Genomic DNA, 13,794 nt, shown 5'->3' with positions numbered 1-13,794 from the left:
GAATTACGCGCCGTAGGCGAAGGCCAGAAACACCCGCGCCGCCACCGCGCCGACGCCAACCGCCACGCCGAACAGCAGCAGCCCTTGCAGCAACCGGTTGGTGCGCTTCTGCTCCAGCAGTATCTGGCGAATCATCTCGTCGTTGGCGCCCCGCGTGTTGTCGTGACGCTCGGCCAGCGCGTGATGGATCAGGCGCGGCAACTGCGGCAGCGTCTTGCTCCACTGCGGCGCCTCGATCTTCAGCCGCTCGTACCAGCCGCGCAGACCGATCTGCTCGTTCATCCAGCGTTCGAGATAGGGCTTGGCCGTCTTCCACAAGTCCAGTTCAGGATCAAGCGAGCGGCCGAGCCCTTCCACGTTCAGCATGGTTTTTTGCAGCAGCACCAGTTGCGGCTGGATTTCCACATTGAAGCGGCGCGAGGTCGAGAACAGGCGCATCAACACCTGGCCGAGCGAAATATCCTTCAACGCGCGATCGAAATAGGGCTCGCAAACCGCGCGAATCGCACTTTCCAGCTCTTCGACCCGAGTAGTAGGCGGCACCCAGCCGGACTCCAGATGCAACGTGGCCACGCGGTGGTAGTCTCGCTTGAAGAAGGCGAGGAAATTCTGCGCGAGATAGTTTTTATCGAAGTCCGACAGCGCGCCGATGATGCCGAAGTCGAGCGCAATATAGCGGCCGAAGTGCGCCGGATCGAGGCTCACCTGAATGTTGCCCGGATGCATGTCGGCGTGGAAGAAGCCGTCGCGGAACACCTGGGTGAAGAAAATTTCGACGCCTTCGCGCGCCAGTTTCGGAATATCGACACCCGCGGCGCGCAGCGTCTCCACCTGGCTGATCGGCACGCCGACCATGCGTTCCATCACCAGCACCGTGGGCGTGCAGAATTCCCAGTACATCTCCGGGACCAGCAGCAGATCGAGGCCGGCAAAGTTGCGGCGCAACTGGCTGCCGTTCGCAGCTTCGCGCATCAGATCGAGTTCGTCGTGCAGATACTTGTCGAATTCGGCCACCACCTCGCGCGGCTTGAGGCGCTTGCCGTCGGCCCACAGACGCTCAGCCCACACCGCGATGTCGCGCAGCAAGGCCAGATCGGAGTCGATCACCGGCAGCATGTTCGGCCGCAGCACTTTCACGGCGACCGCCTTGCCGGCGTGCTGCCCCGCTTTCACCTTCGCGAAGTGAACCTGGGCGATCGACGCGCTCGCCACCGGCACCCGCTCGAAATCGTCGAATAGCACGTCGACCGGCGCGCCGAGCGACTTCTCGACCAGCCCGATCGCCACCGCCGAATCGAACGGCGGGACCTGATCCTGCAGCTTGGCCAGTTCATTAGCGATATCGACCGGCAGCAGATCGCGCCGCGTGGACAGCACCTGGCCGAACTTGACGAAGATCGGCCCGAGGCTTTCGAGCGCGAGCCGTAAACGCACGCCCGGCGGCGCGTCGAACTTGCGGCCGATGGTAGTGATACGCAGCAATAGACGTACACGCCGGTCGTTGACGCGGCTAAGCATCATCTCATCGAGACCGAATCGGATGACCGTGAAGAAAATCTTGAGGAAACGCAGAAAACGCATAGTTATGCCCAGTGACTAGCGCGTGCCGCGCGACGTGGCGGCGCCGCCCGGCGCATTGGCGCCGTGGGCTTCGACCTTCTGTTCGAGACGCTCGATGCGCTTTTCCACTCGCGCCAAAGCATCGCGGGCGCGGGCCAGTTCGGCGTTGAATTCTTCCAGTGCGACGCGCCGTACCAGTTGCGGATTTTCGTCGAGAAGATATTCGGCGGCGGTGTCGAGCAGGTTGCGCCCGGTACGCCGCGCGTGTTCGCCAACCGTACGCACGACCGACGCGACCCGCCATGCCGGACCGTCGCCGATCAGTTTCGCCAGATCCTCTTCCGGCTCCCAGCGCAGATGCTCGGCGAGCCTGGCAATCACAGTCGCGAATTCAGCGTCGCCTTCGATCTTCACGTGCTTCATCACCGCTGCCTGGCCGCCTTGCAGGAAGGCCGGCAGCGCATCAGGCGGCACCGAAATGGTGACGTCGAACTGTTGCGTATCGGTTTCGCCGATCGCGCCCAGATAGCCGTCCGGTTGCACCAGCAGCATCAGCGTAACCGGCGGACAGGACAGTCTGGCGGTCTTGCCCGCGTACGGGGCGAGGCGCTCTCGAGCCCACGATTCGCGGGCGAGCAGGTGATTGACAGCGGCAGCGAAGGGCTTGGCGGCGAGGGTCATTGAGAGTGGCAAGAAAAAACCCGCGCGGGCGAGGTGCCCGCGCGGGTTCCTATTGTAACGTCCGTTCGCTTCGCGGCCTGCTATGCCGAACGGCCAATGCTGTGAGCGAAGTCAGGGCTCGCGGCGCTGCCCCGGCTCTGTTTCGCGGCAACTTCAGTGCTGCACCACTTGCTGAATACCGGCCAGCAGCCAGCCCTCACCGGGGCGGTTCGACTTCGTCAGGTTCCACACTTCGACGAACGGCTCGGCCGCCGCGCCCGCCGATTCACGGATCAGGCCTGAGAAGCGCACGCTGGCGAAGTACTCGGTCGCACGTTCCTCAACGCCCAGCAATTCCGCATTCAGTTGCACCACATCCGTCTGATTGGACTCGGCGCCGCGCGACGATAGATCGACCTTGACCTCGGCGAACATTTCCGGGGTGGTGAATTCGCGGATGTCTTCCGTGTTGCCGACGTCCCACGCGGCTTGCAGACGGACGAAGTACACCTTGGCGTTGCGCAGGAACGCTTCCGAATCAAAGCCTGCCGGTACTACCGGGGCGGTGTTGATGGACGGCGTGCTCAGCGGATTGCCTTGCGGTTCGAGGTAGGAGCCCGTGGGCGGAGCGGTATAACGCGGTTCCTGCGTATAGCCGGTACCACCCGCATTCAACGACGGCGAGCCGCCGGCGTAGGCCGGTTGAGCCGTGTCGCGTTTGCGGCCCATGAAGCGGCGGACCAGCCAGATGCCAATCATCGCGAGCACCGCGATCACAATGATGTTGGCCATGGCGCCGGCGAATGCGCCGCCCAGACCGAAGTGAGACAACAGCGCCGCGATACCGAGACCAGCCGCAAGACCGGCGATCGGCCCGAGCCAGCGCGAGCGGTTGGGCGCCGCGGCAGGCGTCGGCGCAGGAGCCGGCGCCGGCTGCGCGCGCTGCTGCATCGCCTGATTGCTTTGGGAAGGTTGCGATGGGGTCGACTGCTGCTGAACCGTGTTCGACTGACGGCCAATACTACGGCCACCGCCCATGCGGCGAGCTTCCGCATCGAGCGAGGCGAGAGAGCCGGCCATGATCAGACCGACCATCGCGATCAGTCCGATTCTTCTCACCAACGACTGCTTAACCTTACGGGGAGATAACACACCTGAATCGGACATTTTCGTACTTTCCTTTAAAAATCGATGGGTTAGAGACCCTAGTATTTGGTCCCCACATGTAAAGCTACCACGCCAGCTGACAAATTGTAATATTTGACGCCGTCCAGGCCCGCTTGTTCCATCATTGTTTTTAAAGTTTCCTGGTCCGGATGCATCCGGATCGATTCCGCCAGGTAGCGGTAGCTCTCGGCGTCCTTCGCAAAGCGCTCGCCGAGCCACGGCAACACCTTGAACGAATAGACGTCGTAGACCTTTTTAAGCGGATCCCATACTTTCGAGAACTCCAGCACCAGCAGACGGCCTGCCGGTTTCAACACGCGGCGCATCTCGGCTAACGCCACGTCCTTATGAGTCATGTTACGCAAGCCGAAGGCCACCGTCACCACATCGAAGTAATTGTCGGGAAAGGGGATTTTTTCGGCGTCGCAAAGCAGTGCCGGCGTAATCACACCCTTGTCCAGCAAGCGGTCGCGGCCCACGCGCAGCATCGATTCGTTGATGTCGGTGTGCCAGACTTCGCCGGTTTCGCCCGCCTGTTTTGCGAACGCCTTCGACAGATCGCCCGTGCCGCCCGCGATATCGAGCACCTTGAAGCCCGGCCGGACGTTGGCCTGGGCGATCGTGAACATCTTCCACGCCCGGTGCAACCCGCCCGACATCAGGTCGTTCATCAAGTCGTAGTTGGAGGCGACCGAGTGGAACACGCCCGCCACCTTCTGCGCTTTTTCCTGTTCGTCGACCGATTGAAAGCCGAAGTGGGTTTTGCTCATCGCGCTCGTCCTTTCGCGTATTCTGAAATATGTTGCGCCGCATCAGTGCGGCGATCAGGGCGAATCGTATCAGTGACAGTGCCCGTGCGCAGCACCGGCTGGGGTCATTGGCGTATCACGGTCAACGCCGGCCGCTGCCAGTTTGGCGAGATATTCGCGCCAGAGTTCATCCTGACGGACGGCCATGTCGTGCAGCAGGTCCCACGAATAGATGCCGGTGGAGTGCCCATCGGAGAAAGTCGGCTGTATCGCATAGTTGCCGACGCCTTCGATCATCTTGATCGTGACCTCGCGCTTGCCGGTTTGCAGCGTCTCCTGGCCGGGCCCGTGGCCCATCACTTCCGCCGATGGCGAATACACGCGCAGTAACTCGAACGGCAGGCGATAGGTTTCGCCATTTGCGTATTGCAGTTCGAGCACGCGCGATCTGGAATGCACGACCACGCCGGTCGGCACGGGAGTATTGGGAGTCAGTCCACTCATGTTGACCTCATATAGAAAACGCCAGGCCGTCCCGAGTTTCCGAACCCCTCGGCACATCTGGCGCGCAACGCCAGACTCAGGGACGTTCAGCCAAAAACCTGTTCGATTTCCTGCCGCACCGCTTCGCGCAGCAGGGTAGCTTGCGCGCGGCGCGACGACAGCATGGCTTCGGACACCGTACGTTGGCGCGGCGCCCAGATCGGCAGGGGGAAGTGAGCGTCGTTCGAAAAACGCGGAATCACGTGCCAATGCACGTGCGGCACCTGGTTGCCAAGGCTCGCCAGGTTGACCTTCACAGGCTGAAGAATGCGCCGCATTGCCCGCTCGACCGCATACACGGCCTGCATTACGCGATCCCGGTCGGTTGCGGCGAGATCGGAAAATTCGGCGACGTGTGTATTCCAGATCACCCGGCAAAAGCCCGGGTAATCGTGTTCGTCGGCGAGGACGACACGCAGCGTGTCGTCCTGCCACAGCACGTCACCGCCATCTTCACGGCAAAAAACGCATTCCATCGTCGTCCTCAGGCAAAAATCGTCAGTCGTGCCATTAAACCAGCACGCGCTCGATTCCGCCATTGTTCGCCCGCTGGACATAGTCCGACATCCAGTCTTCACCGAGCACGTGACGTGCCATCTCGACGACGATGTAGTCCGCCTCGGTGCCGGCGTCTTCGTTGTAGCGCGACAGCCCTTGCAGGCAGGACGGGCAGCTCGTCAGGATCTTGACGTCGGTGGCGCCGTTCGGTTGCGGGCCGCTACCGGCCTTGAGCACCGAGCCCTCCGGCGCCCCCGCCGCGCCGGCCGACGCATTCGCCGCATTGATCCCGTTCGCGCCGGCTTCGGCGACCAACGGAATGCCCCGCAATTTCGCCGCGCCCTTACGCATTTCCTCTTCCTTGCGGAAGCGGACTTGCGTCGAAATGTCCGGGCGCGTCACTGCGAGTGTGCCGGATTCGCCACAGCAGCGATCGTTCTTCTCGATCTTGTAGCCGTCCTTCTCCGAACCCATCAACGAATTGACGAGCTTGACTGGGTCCATCGTCTTGATCGGCGAGTGGCACGGGTCGTGATACATGTAGCGCACGCCGTTCACGCCCTCGAGCTTGATGCCCTTCTCCAGCAGAAACTCGTGGATATCGATGATCCGGCAGCCCGGGAAGATCTTGTCGAATTCGTAGCCGGCCAACTGGTCGTAACACGTGCCGCACGACACCACCACCGTCTTGATGTCGAGATAGTTCAGCGTATTGGCGACGCGGTGGAACAGCACACGGTTATCCGTGACGATCTGTTCGGCCTTGTCGAACTGGCCCGAGCCGCGCTGCGGATAACCGCAGCACAGGTAGCCCGGCGGCAGCACGGTTTGCACGCCCGCTTCCCACAGCATGGCTTGCGTCGCCAGACCGACTTGCGAGAACAGCCGCTCCGAGCCGCAGCCCGGGAAGTAGAACACCGCTTCCGTATCGGCCGTGGTCGTCTTCGGGTTGCGGATGATCGGGACGATCTTGTTGTCCTCGATATCCAACAACGCGCGGGCGGTTTTCTTCGGCAGGTTGCCCGGCATCTTCTTGTTCATGAAGTGGATCACCTGTTGCGTGACCGGCGGCTTGCCGACGGTAGCCGGCGGGTGCGCTGCCTGCTTCTTCGCGAACTTCTTGAGCACATCGTTGCCGAGACGCTGCGCCTTGTAGCCGATCCCCATCATCGCCGTGCGCGCGAGGTTGATGGTCTGCGGGTTGGTGGCGTTCAGGAAGAACATGCCGGCCGCGTTGCCCGGATTGAATTTCTTCTTGCCCATCTTGCGCAGCAGGTTGCGCATGTTCATCGTCACGTCGCCGAAATCGATCTTCACCGGGCACGGCGTCACGCACTTGTGACAGACGGTGCAGTGATCGGCGACGTCGTTGAACTCGTCCCAGTGTTTGATCGACACGCCGCGGCGGGTCTGCTCTTCGTACAGGAACGCCTCGACCAGCAAGGAAGTGGCGAGAATCTTGTTGCGCGGGCTGTACAGCAGGTTCGCACGCGGCACGTGGGTCGCGCACACCGGCTTGCACTTGCCGCAACGCAAACAGTCCTTGATCGACTCGGAAATCGCGCCGATGTCGGACTGCTGCATGATCAGCGATTCATAGCCCATCAGGCCGAAGCTCGGCGTGTAGGCGTTGCGCAGGTCAGCGCCTTCGAGCAGCTTGCCCGCGTTGAAGCGGCCGTGCGGATCGACGCGCTGCTTGTAGGCACGGAATTCGCCGATTTCTTCTTCGGTCAGGAATTCGAGCTTGGTAATGCCGATGCCGTGCTCGCCGGAAATCACGCCGTCGAGCGAACGCGCCAGCTTCATGATGCGCGCGACCGCCGTGTGGGCGTCCTGCAGCATCTCGTAGTTGTCGGAGTTGACCGGCAGGTTCGTGTGGACGTTGCCGTCGCCCGCATGCATGTGCAGCGCGACGAACACGCGGCCACGCAGCACCGTCTTGTGGATCGCCTGGGCTTCTTCGAGAATCGGCTTGAATTCGCCGCCATTGAAGATCTGCCGCAACTCGGCGCGGATTTCCTGCTTCCACGACACGCGAATCGTGCGGTCCTGGGTGATGTGGAAAACAGTCGCATCCGGCTGCGCGTCCGCGCGGTCGGCAAACTTCTCCGCCAGCCCTTCGTAGCCGAGGCCGACCAGATAGTGCTGCGCCTCGCGCAAAGACAGGTCGAGCTTGTCGCGCAGGAATTCCCAGCGCGTGCGCACCTTCTTCAGCAGATCGAGCGCCTGCTGCACGCGATCTTCGAGCAGCTCCGCGCTCGGAATCTCGTTGGCGTCGTCGCTCTTGCCGAGCGGCAGCTTGCCGCCCTTGAAGAACGTTTCCAACGCGTCAACCAGTTGCAGCTTGTTCTTGATCGACAGCTCGATATTGATGCGCTCGATGCCGTCGGTGTACTCGCCCATCCGGTCGAGCGGAATCACCACGTCTTCGTTGATCTTGAACGCGTTGGTGTGCTTGGCAATCGCCGCGGTCCGGCTGCGGTCGAGCCAGAAGCGCTTGCGCGCCTCGGCGTTGACCGCGACGAAACCTTCGCCGCTCTTGCCGTTGGCCATGCGCACGACTTCCGAGGTGGCTTGTGCGACCGCGTCCGCGTCGTCGCCGACGATGTCGCCGATCAGCACCATCTTCGGAAACGCGTTGCGCTTGCTCTTGGTCGCGTAGCCGACCGCGCGCAGATAGCGCTCGTCCAGATGCTCGAGGCCGGCGAGAATCGCGCCGCCCTGCTTCGACGTTTCGAACAGATAATCCTTGATCTCGACAATGCTCGGAATCGCTTCGCGGGCCTGACCGAAGAATTCGAGGCAGACCGTGCGCGTATGCGCCGGCATCTTGTGCAGCACCCAGCGCGCCGACGTGATCAGGCCGTCGCAGCCTTCTTTCTGCACGCCCGGCAGACCCGCCAGGAATTTGTCGGTCACGTCCTTGCCGAGGCCTTCCTTGCGGAACACGCGGCCCTTGATGTCGAGCGCTTGCGTGCGCAGCAGCTTTTCTCCCGGCGCGTGGCTGCCGTCAAACCACTTCAGCTCGAAGCGCGCGACTTCGATGTCGTGAATCTTGCCGAGGTTGTGATCCAGACGCGTGACTTCCAGCCAGTTCCCTTCCGGGTCGACCATGCGCCACCAGGCGAGGTTGTCGAGCGCCGTGCCCCACAGCACCGCTTTCTTGCCGCCCGCGTTCATCGCGACGTTGCCGCCGACGCAGGACGCATCCAGCGAGGTCGGATCCACCGCGAACACATAGCCGGCCTGTTCCGCGGCTTCGGTCACGCGGCGCGTCACGACACCGGCGCCGGAGAAAATCGTCGGCACCTTGCGGTCGACGCCCGGCAGTTCGGTCAGCTCGACCGCGCCAAGCTGTTCGAGCTTTTCCGTATTGATGACAGCGGAAAACGGCGTGAGCGGCACCGCGCCGCCCGTGTAACCCGTGCCGCCGCCACGCGGAATCACGGTCAACCCCAATTCGAAACACGCCTTGATCATGCCGGCGATTTCGGCCTCGGTATCCGGAGTCAGTACGACAAACGGGTATTCCACACGCCAGTCGGTTGCGTCGGTCACGTGCGAGACACGGGACAGGCCGTCGAACTTGATGTTGTCTTTTTCCGTGACGCGACCCAGCACCTTGTTCGCGCGACGGCGCAGATCGAAGGTTTTCTGGAATTCGCTCTCGAAATCGTCGACGGCACGACGTGCCGCCGCCACCAGCGTCTCAACGCGAGCCGCCCGATCAATCCCTGCTTCGTCGCCATGCGCGACCAGATCGGCGCGACGGCGCTTTTCGATCTCGCTCAGACGGTGGTGCAGCGCCTCGATCAGCATGGCCCGGCGCTTCGGATTGTCGAGCAGGTCGTCTTGCAGGTAAGGATTGCGGCGCACGACCCAGATGTCGCCGAGCACTTCGTACAGCATGCGTGCCGAGCGGCCGGTGCGGCGTTCAGCGCGCAGTTCGGCCAGAGCCGCCCAGGCATCGTCGCCTAGCAGGCGGATAACGATTTCGCGGTCGGAGAACGACGTGTAGTTATAGGGAATTTCGCGCAGACGCGCTTCGGGATCGGCGGCCACCGCTGCGGCGGCCCCGTGCGGATCGAAAACTTGAGGTGCGTTCATGTTCGGACGACTCGGTGGGTCAACCGGGCGCGCTCACGGGTGAGGCGTCGGCGGACGGTGCGCGTGGGGCGCAATGCTGGAAATCTTCTAGGGGAGCGAAGCGCAACCGACGGCTTACCCACATCGGTCGCTTCACGGCGCTCAGAGACAGCTACACGATCGTGCCTGACGGACGTGACGCTCCGCCGCGGGGCAAGACTCACGCGGGACGGGCATCAAATGGGCGATCCGAGGCTGCCAGTGCATCTTCCGATCCTTATTCCAAAATGGAATTCTACCTTATGATTCCGCCGCGCGTTGACGCCCGAAATCGGAGTGGCGGCGGGGTTTTGCGCGGTTTTAGGTGAAACGGCGCCCATCGATGCCTACAGCGAATTCTCCGACCAAACGGTCGGGCGGCCGCTTGCCGACGGCGCTCAGGCGCGCGCCGAGGGTTCGGCGACGGCCAGAGCGCCCACCGTTGGCGCTATCATTGACCCTTTCCCGTCTCACAAAGCGCACCGCGCCACCCGCATGGCTTCCCACGACTACCTGAAGAAAATCCTGACCGCGCGCGTCTACGACGTGGCCCGCGAGACCGAACTCGAACGCGCGCCGAACCTGTCGGCCCGCCTGTCCAATCCGGTTTATCTGAAGCGCGAGGACAACCAGCCGGTGTTCTCCTTCAAGGTGCGCGGCGCCTACAACAAGATGGCGCATATCCCGGCGGACGCGCTCGAGCGCGGCGTGATTACCGCATCGGCGGGCAATCATGCGCAGGGCGTGGCGCTGTCGGCGGCCCGCATGGGCGTGAAGGCGATCATCGTGGTGCCGGTGACCACCCCGCAGGTAAAGGTCGACGCCGTGCGTGCGCATGGCGGCGCGACGGTCGAAGTCGTGCAGTTCGGCGAGTCCTATAGCGACGCGTACGGGCATGCAGTGAAGCTGCAGGAGGAGCGCGGCCTGACCTTCGTTCACCCGTTCGACGATCCGTATGTGATCGCCGGCCAGGGCACGGTCGCGATGGAGATTCTCGGCCAGCATCAGGGCCCGATCCACGCGATCTTCGTGCCGATCGGCGGCGGCGGACTCGCGGCAGGCGTCGCGGCATACGTGAAATCGGTGCGCCCGGAGATCAAGGTGATCGGCGTGCAGACCGACGACTCGTGCGCGATGGCCGCCTCGCTGAAAGCTGGGGAACGGGTCACATTGAACGAAGTCGGGCTGTTCTCGGACGGCACGGCCGTCAAGCTGGTGGGCGACGAGACCTTCCGCCTGTGCCGCGATTATCTCGACGACGTGCTGCTTGTGAATACCGATGCGCTGTGCGCGGCGATCAAGGACGTGTTCCAGGACACCCGCAGCGTGCTGGAACCGGCCGGCGCGCTGGCCGTGGCGGGCGCCAAACAGTACGCCGAGCGCGCGGGCCTTGAAAACCAGACGCTGATCGCGATCACGTCAGGCGCGAACATGAACTTCGACCGCATGCGTTTCGTGGCCGAGCGCGCCGAAGTCGGCGAGGCGCGCGAGGCGGTGTTCGCGGTGACGATTCCCGAAGAGCGCGGCAGCTTCCGCCGCTTCTGCGAGCTGGTGGGCACCCGCAGCGTCACCGAGTTCAATTACCGGATTGCGGATGCCAACTCCGCCCATATCTTTGTCGGCGTACAGATCCGCAACCGCAGCGAGTCGGCGCAGATCGCCGGCGCGTTCGAAGCGCATGGTTTTGCCACCGTCGATCTGACCTTCGACGAACTGTCCAAGCAGCACATCCGCTACATGGTCGGCGGCCGCTCGCCGCTTGCGCATGACGAACGCCTGTTCCGCTTCGAATTTCCGGAGCGGCCGGGCGCGCTGATGAAGTTCCTGTCGTCGATGGCGCCGAACTGGAATATCAGCCTGTTCCACTATCGTAATCAGGGCGCGGACTACAGTTCGATCCTGGTCGGCATCCAGGTGCCGGAAAGCGAGAACCGCGAGTTCGACCGCTTTCTCGCGACACTGGGTTATCCGTACTGGGAAGAAACGCAGAACCCCGTGTACCGCTTGTTCCTCGCATGATCTTTTTGGATTGAAACGCGCAGATGGCTCTTTCGCTCGTCGACAAACTGGTGGTGGCAATCTCGTCGCGCGCGCTGTTCGACTTCGAGGAAGAGAACCGCGTGTACGAGGCGGGCGACCTGCGAGCGTATGAGGCCTTGCAGCGCGAACGGCTGGCCGTGCCTGCCAAACCGGGCGTCGCGTTCCCGCTGATCCGCAAGCTGCTGGCCTTGAATGCCGGTGGCCATCGGGTCGAAGTCGTGATCCTGTCGCGCAGCGATCCGATCAGCGGCTTGCGCGCGTTTCATTCGTGCCGGGAATATGGACTCGCGATCGAGCGTGGCGTGTTTACACGTGGGCGCGCGCCGTTCGGCTATCTGAAGCCGTTGAACGCCGCGCTGTTTTTGTCCGCGAATCAGGATGACGTACGCGACGCATTGGCCGCCGGATTTCCGGCTGCGCGCGTCTTGCCCGAATCGGCGAGAATGGCGAGTACGTATCCGGACGAGATCCGGATTGCCTTTGACGGCGACGCCGTGCTGTTTTCCGACGAAGCCGAGCGCGTGTTCCAGAAGGATGGCCTGCGCGCGTTCGTCGGCCATGAGATTCACAACAAGGATTTGCCGCTGGCCGATGGCCCTTTGAAGCCGTTGCTCGAAGCGCTGCACCGGCTGCAAAAACTCGCGGACGAAGCCGCTCCGATGCATATTCGTACGGCATTGGTGACGGCGCGCTCGGCGCCGGCGCATGAGCGCGCGATCCGCACATTGATGGCGTGGAACATCGAAATCGACGAAGCGATGTTCCTTGGCGGCCTCGACAAAAGCGCGTTTTTGCGTGAATTCGAGCCGGACTTTTTCTTCGACGACCAAATTGGCCATTGCGAATCGGCCCGCGTCGTGACGGCGACGGGGCACGTGCTGAGTGGCATCGTGAACGCATCATGACACCTGAACAGTCACCGCTGGGTAAGGCTTCCACTTACACCGAACAATATGACGCCTCGTTGCTTTTTCCGATTGCCAGGAAGAACGCCCGTGAGGCGATTGGGATAGGCGCGCAGTTGCCGTTTTTCGGCACGGACATCTGGAATGCTTACGAGTTGTCCTGGCTGAATGCGCGCGGCAAGCCGCAGATTGCTGTGGCGACTTTCTTTGTGCCGGCTGATTCGCCGAATATTGTCGAGTCGAAGTCGTTCAAGCTTTATCTTGGGTCATTTGCGCAGACGGCGTTCGAGTCGATGGACGTGGTGCGTGAGACGATCAAGCGGGACGTGTCCGCTTCTTGCGGCGCGACGGTTTCTGTCCATTTGGCCGCGCCGTATGAGTTTGGCAAGTTGCAGATGGAAGAGTTTGAAGGCTTGTCGCTGGATCGACTGGATCTGGATACGGATGTTTATCAGCCGGATGCATCGTTGCTGAAGGCTGCGCTTGATGAAGCGCCGGTTGAGGAGACCTTGTTCTCCAACTTGCTGAAGTCGAATTGTCCGGTGACCGGGCAGCCTGACTGGGGTAGCGTGCAGATTCATTATGTCGGGCCGCAGATTGATCATGCGGGTTTGCTGCGGTACATCATCTCCTATCGGAATCACACCGGGTTTCATGAGCAGTGTGTCGAGAGGATTTTTATCGATGTTCTCAAGGCCTGCCGGCCGGTGAAGCTCGCTGTCTATGCGCGGTATACGCGGCGCGGGGGGCTCGATATTAATCCGTTCCGGACGAATTACAATTTGCCGATGCCGGATAATATGCGGTTGGCGCGGCAGTAAAAGTGTGATTTTTTGCCTCGTCGGCGGTTTTCTTGTTGATCTGGATCTTTGGCCTTTCCTTGAATTGTTAGTGGTCTATTGGCGTTGCCCCTGTGCGGGGCGGCACCTACTTTTCTTTGCCTGCCGCAAAGAAAAGTAGGCAAAAGAAAGCGGCTCACACCGCTAATTTTTAAGCGGGTCCCCCGCGCAGTAGCGGTAGTGGTGCATCTGGAATCTGTCGCCTCGCACATTCCGCTTTAGTGACAAGGCAGTCATACCTCCGGCGGCGCTGCGCGCGCCGATACCCAGTTTATAAAACCGGCCGCCGGATTTTCGCTTTCGCGGTTTGGTCCGTTCCCAGCTCGCCGTTGCGTCGCTGCCACCGGGCTGCGATTTCATTCTCCCGTTAGTCCCCGTTCCCCGATTCGCCGTTGCCTCGCTGCTCGCTCGATGCCGTTTCGCTCTCGCGCGTTTGCCCCCGTTTCCTGACTCGCCGTTGCCTCGCTGCTGCAAGCACAACCGCGGCAACGATCGCGATTGCACCGCGAATGCGACGCACCGACATCTTCTTTGAACTGGGTGTCGCCGATCATGGCGGGAGCGCCGCGCCGAGGCGAAGCCGAAGACTCCCGCTACGCGAAGCGAAGCCGCTGGTTTCCCAGGCAGACCCGTCCGCGACGCACGCAGTGCGGAGTGGGAGCTGATGAGCGCCTTGTCGCTAACGCGGAGTGCGCGGGAACACAGATT

General features: G+C 62.1%; 10 protein-coding genes. 3 read left to right on the top strand and 7 right to left on the bottom strand.

Annotated features, from left to right (window positions below):
* Window positions 1-3 precede the first annotated feature (3 nt).
* The 7 genes from ubiB to HWX91_RS32685 form a co-directional block, all read right to left on the bottom strand.
* Window positions 4-1,581, bottom strand: coding sequence for a ubiquinone biosynthesis regulatory protein kinase UbiB (gene ubiB / locus HWX91_RS32715; RefSeq protein ID WP_028198916.1), 1,578 nt, complete (start codon window positions 1,579-1,581; stop codon window positions 4-6).
* A 15-nt stretch (window positions 1,582-1,596) separates the two neighbouring features.
* Window positions 1,597-2,241 carry a ubiquinone biosynthesis accessory factor UbiJ gene (locus tag HWX91_RS32710; RefSeq protein WP_028198917.1) on the bottom strand — a complete coding sequence of 215 codons (645 nt, stop codon included), beginning with the start codon at window positions 2,239-2,241 and terminating at the stop codon, window positions 1,597-1,599.
* 153 nt (window positions 2,242-2,394) lie between these two features.
* Window positions 2,395-3,387 (bottom strand): Tim44 domain-containing protein, encoded by a 993-nt coding sequence (locus HWX91_RS32705; RefSeq protein WP_028198918.1) that lies wholly within the window; start codon window positions 3,385-3,387, stop codon window positions 2,395-2,397.
* Between the two features lie 38 nt (window positions 3,388-3,425).
* Window positions 3,426-4,157 carry a bifunctional demethylmenaquinone methyltransferase/2-methoxy-6-polyprenyl-1,4-benzoquinol methylase UbiE gene (gene ubiE, locus HWX91_RS32700; protein WP_028198919.1) on the bottom strand — a complete coding sequence of 244 codons (732 nt, stop codon included), beginning with the start codon at window positions 4,155-4,157 and terminating at the stop codon, window positions 3,426-3,428.
* 69 nt (window positions 4,158-4,226) lie between these two features.
* A complete protein-coding gene (locus tag HWX91_RS32695; RefSeq protein ID WP_028198920.1) occupies window positions 4,227-4,640 on the bottom strand; it encodes a gamma-butyrobetaine hydroxylase family protein in 414 nt (137 codons plus the stop codon).
* 86 nt (window positions 4,641-4,726) lie between these two features.
* Window positions 4,727-5,155, bottom strand: coding sequence for an HIT family protein (locus tag HWX91_RS32690; protein WP_028198921.1), 429 nt, complete (start codon window positions 5,153-5,155; stop codon window positions 4,727-4,729).
* Window positions 5,156-5,189: 34 nt separating this feature from the next.
* On the bottom strand, window positions 5,190-9,284 hold the full coding sequence (locus tag HWX91_RS32685) for a DUF3683 domain-containing protein (RefSeq protein WP_028198922.1): 4,095 nt from the start codon (window positions 9,282-9,284) through the stop codon (window positions 5,190-5,192).
* A gap of 513 nt (window positions 9,285-9,797) precedes the next feature.
* Here HWX91_RS32685 and ilvA point away from each other — a divergent pair.
* The 3 genes from ilvA to queF are packed head-to-tail and all read left to right on the top strand — an operon-like array spanning window position 9,798 to window position 13,068.
* Window positions 9,798-11,321 (top strand): threonine ammonia-lyase, biosynthetic, encoded by a 1,524-nt coding sequence (gene ilvA, locus HWX91_RS32680; protein WP_028198923.1) that lies wholly within the window; start codon window positions 9,798-9,800, stop codon window positions 11,319-11,321.
* 23 nt (window positions 11,322-11,344) lie between these two features.
* Entirely contained in the window at window positions 11,345-12,247 is a 903-nt protein-coding gene (locus HWX91_RS32675; protein ID WP_028198924.1) for a 5'-nucleotidase, read from the top strand.
* The gene (queF, locus tag HWX91_RS32670) at window positions 12,244-13,068 is read left to right on the top strand and encodes an NADPH-dependent 7-cyano-7-deazaguanine reductase QueF (protein ID WP_028198925.1); all 825 of its coding nucleotides are present in this window, start codon (window positions 12,244-12,246) and stop codon (window positions 13,066-13,068) included. Before HWX91_RS32675 ends, queF begins: the two co-directional genes overlap by 4 nt.
* The last annotated feature ends 726 nt before the right edge of the window (window positions 13,069-13,794 follow it).

The organism is Paraburkholderia fungorum, from assembly GCF_902833645.1.
Taxonomy (GTDB): domain Bacteria; phylum Pseudomonadota; class Gammaproteobacteria; order Burkholderiales; family Burkholderiaceae; genus Paraburkholderia; species Paraburkholderia fungorum.
This window is presented reverse-complemented; position numbering and strand designations above follow the sequence as displayed.